Source organism: Pseudorhodobacter sp. E13 (genome assembly GCF_003991405.1).
Lineage (GTDB): Bacteria > Pseudomonadota > Alphaproteobacteria > Rhodobacterales > Rhodobacteraceae > Pseudorhodobacter.
Genome location: NZ_RPEN01000037.1, coordinates 1 through 223, shown reverse-complemented (window position 1 = coordinate 223; position 223 = coordinate 1). Strand labels below are relative to the sequence as shown.

1 pseudogene is annotated in these 223 nt (G+C 61.9%); it reads right to left on the bottom strand.

From position 1 onward, the window contains the following. Positions 1–223: pseudogene (locus EGN72_RS19330) on the bottom strand (ABC transporter ATP-binding protein); the annotation flags it as partial.

Genomic DNA, 223 nt, shown 5'->3' with positions numbered 1-223 from the left:
GTAGTGATGCGGCTCAAAGCCGGGCCAGAAGGTGCCGTTGGTGGCGTGGATGTCCATCGCAATGCGCGGTGCCCGTCGAAGTCGCCTCCAAGCGAACTCACCTCGCCGCGTATCGATTACCCAATCAGGCTGGAGCCATTCGGTCACATCTTCGTGGCAAGTGACGCCGACGAATTGGCCCGACCCACGCCGCCATGCTTTTGCAAAAGCCCCCGCACCGATC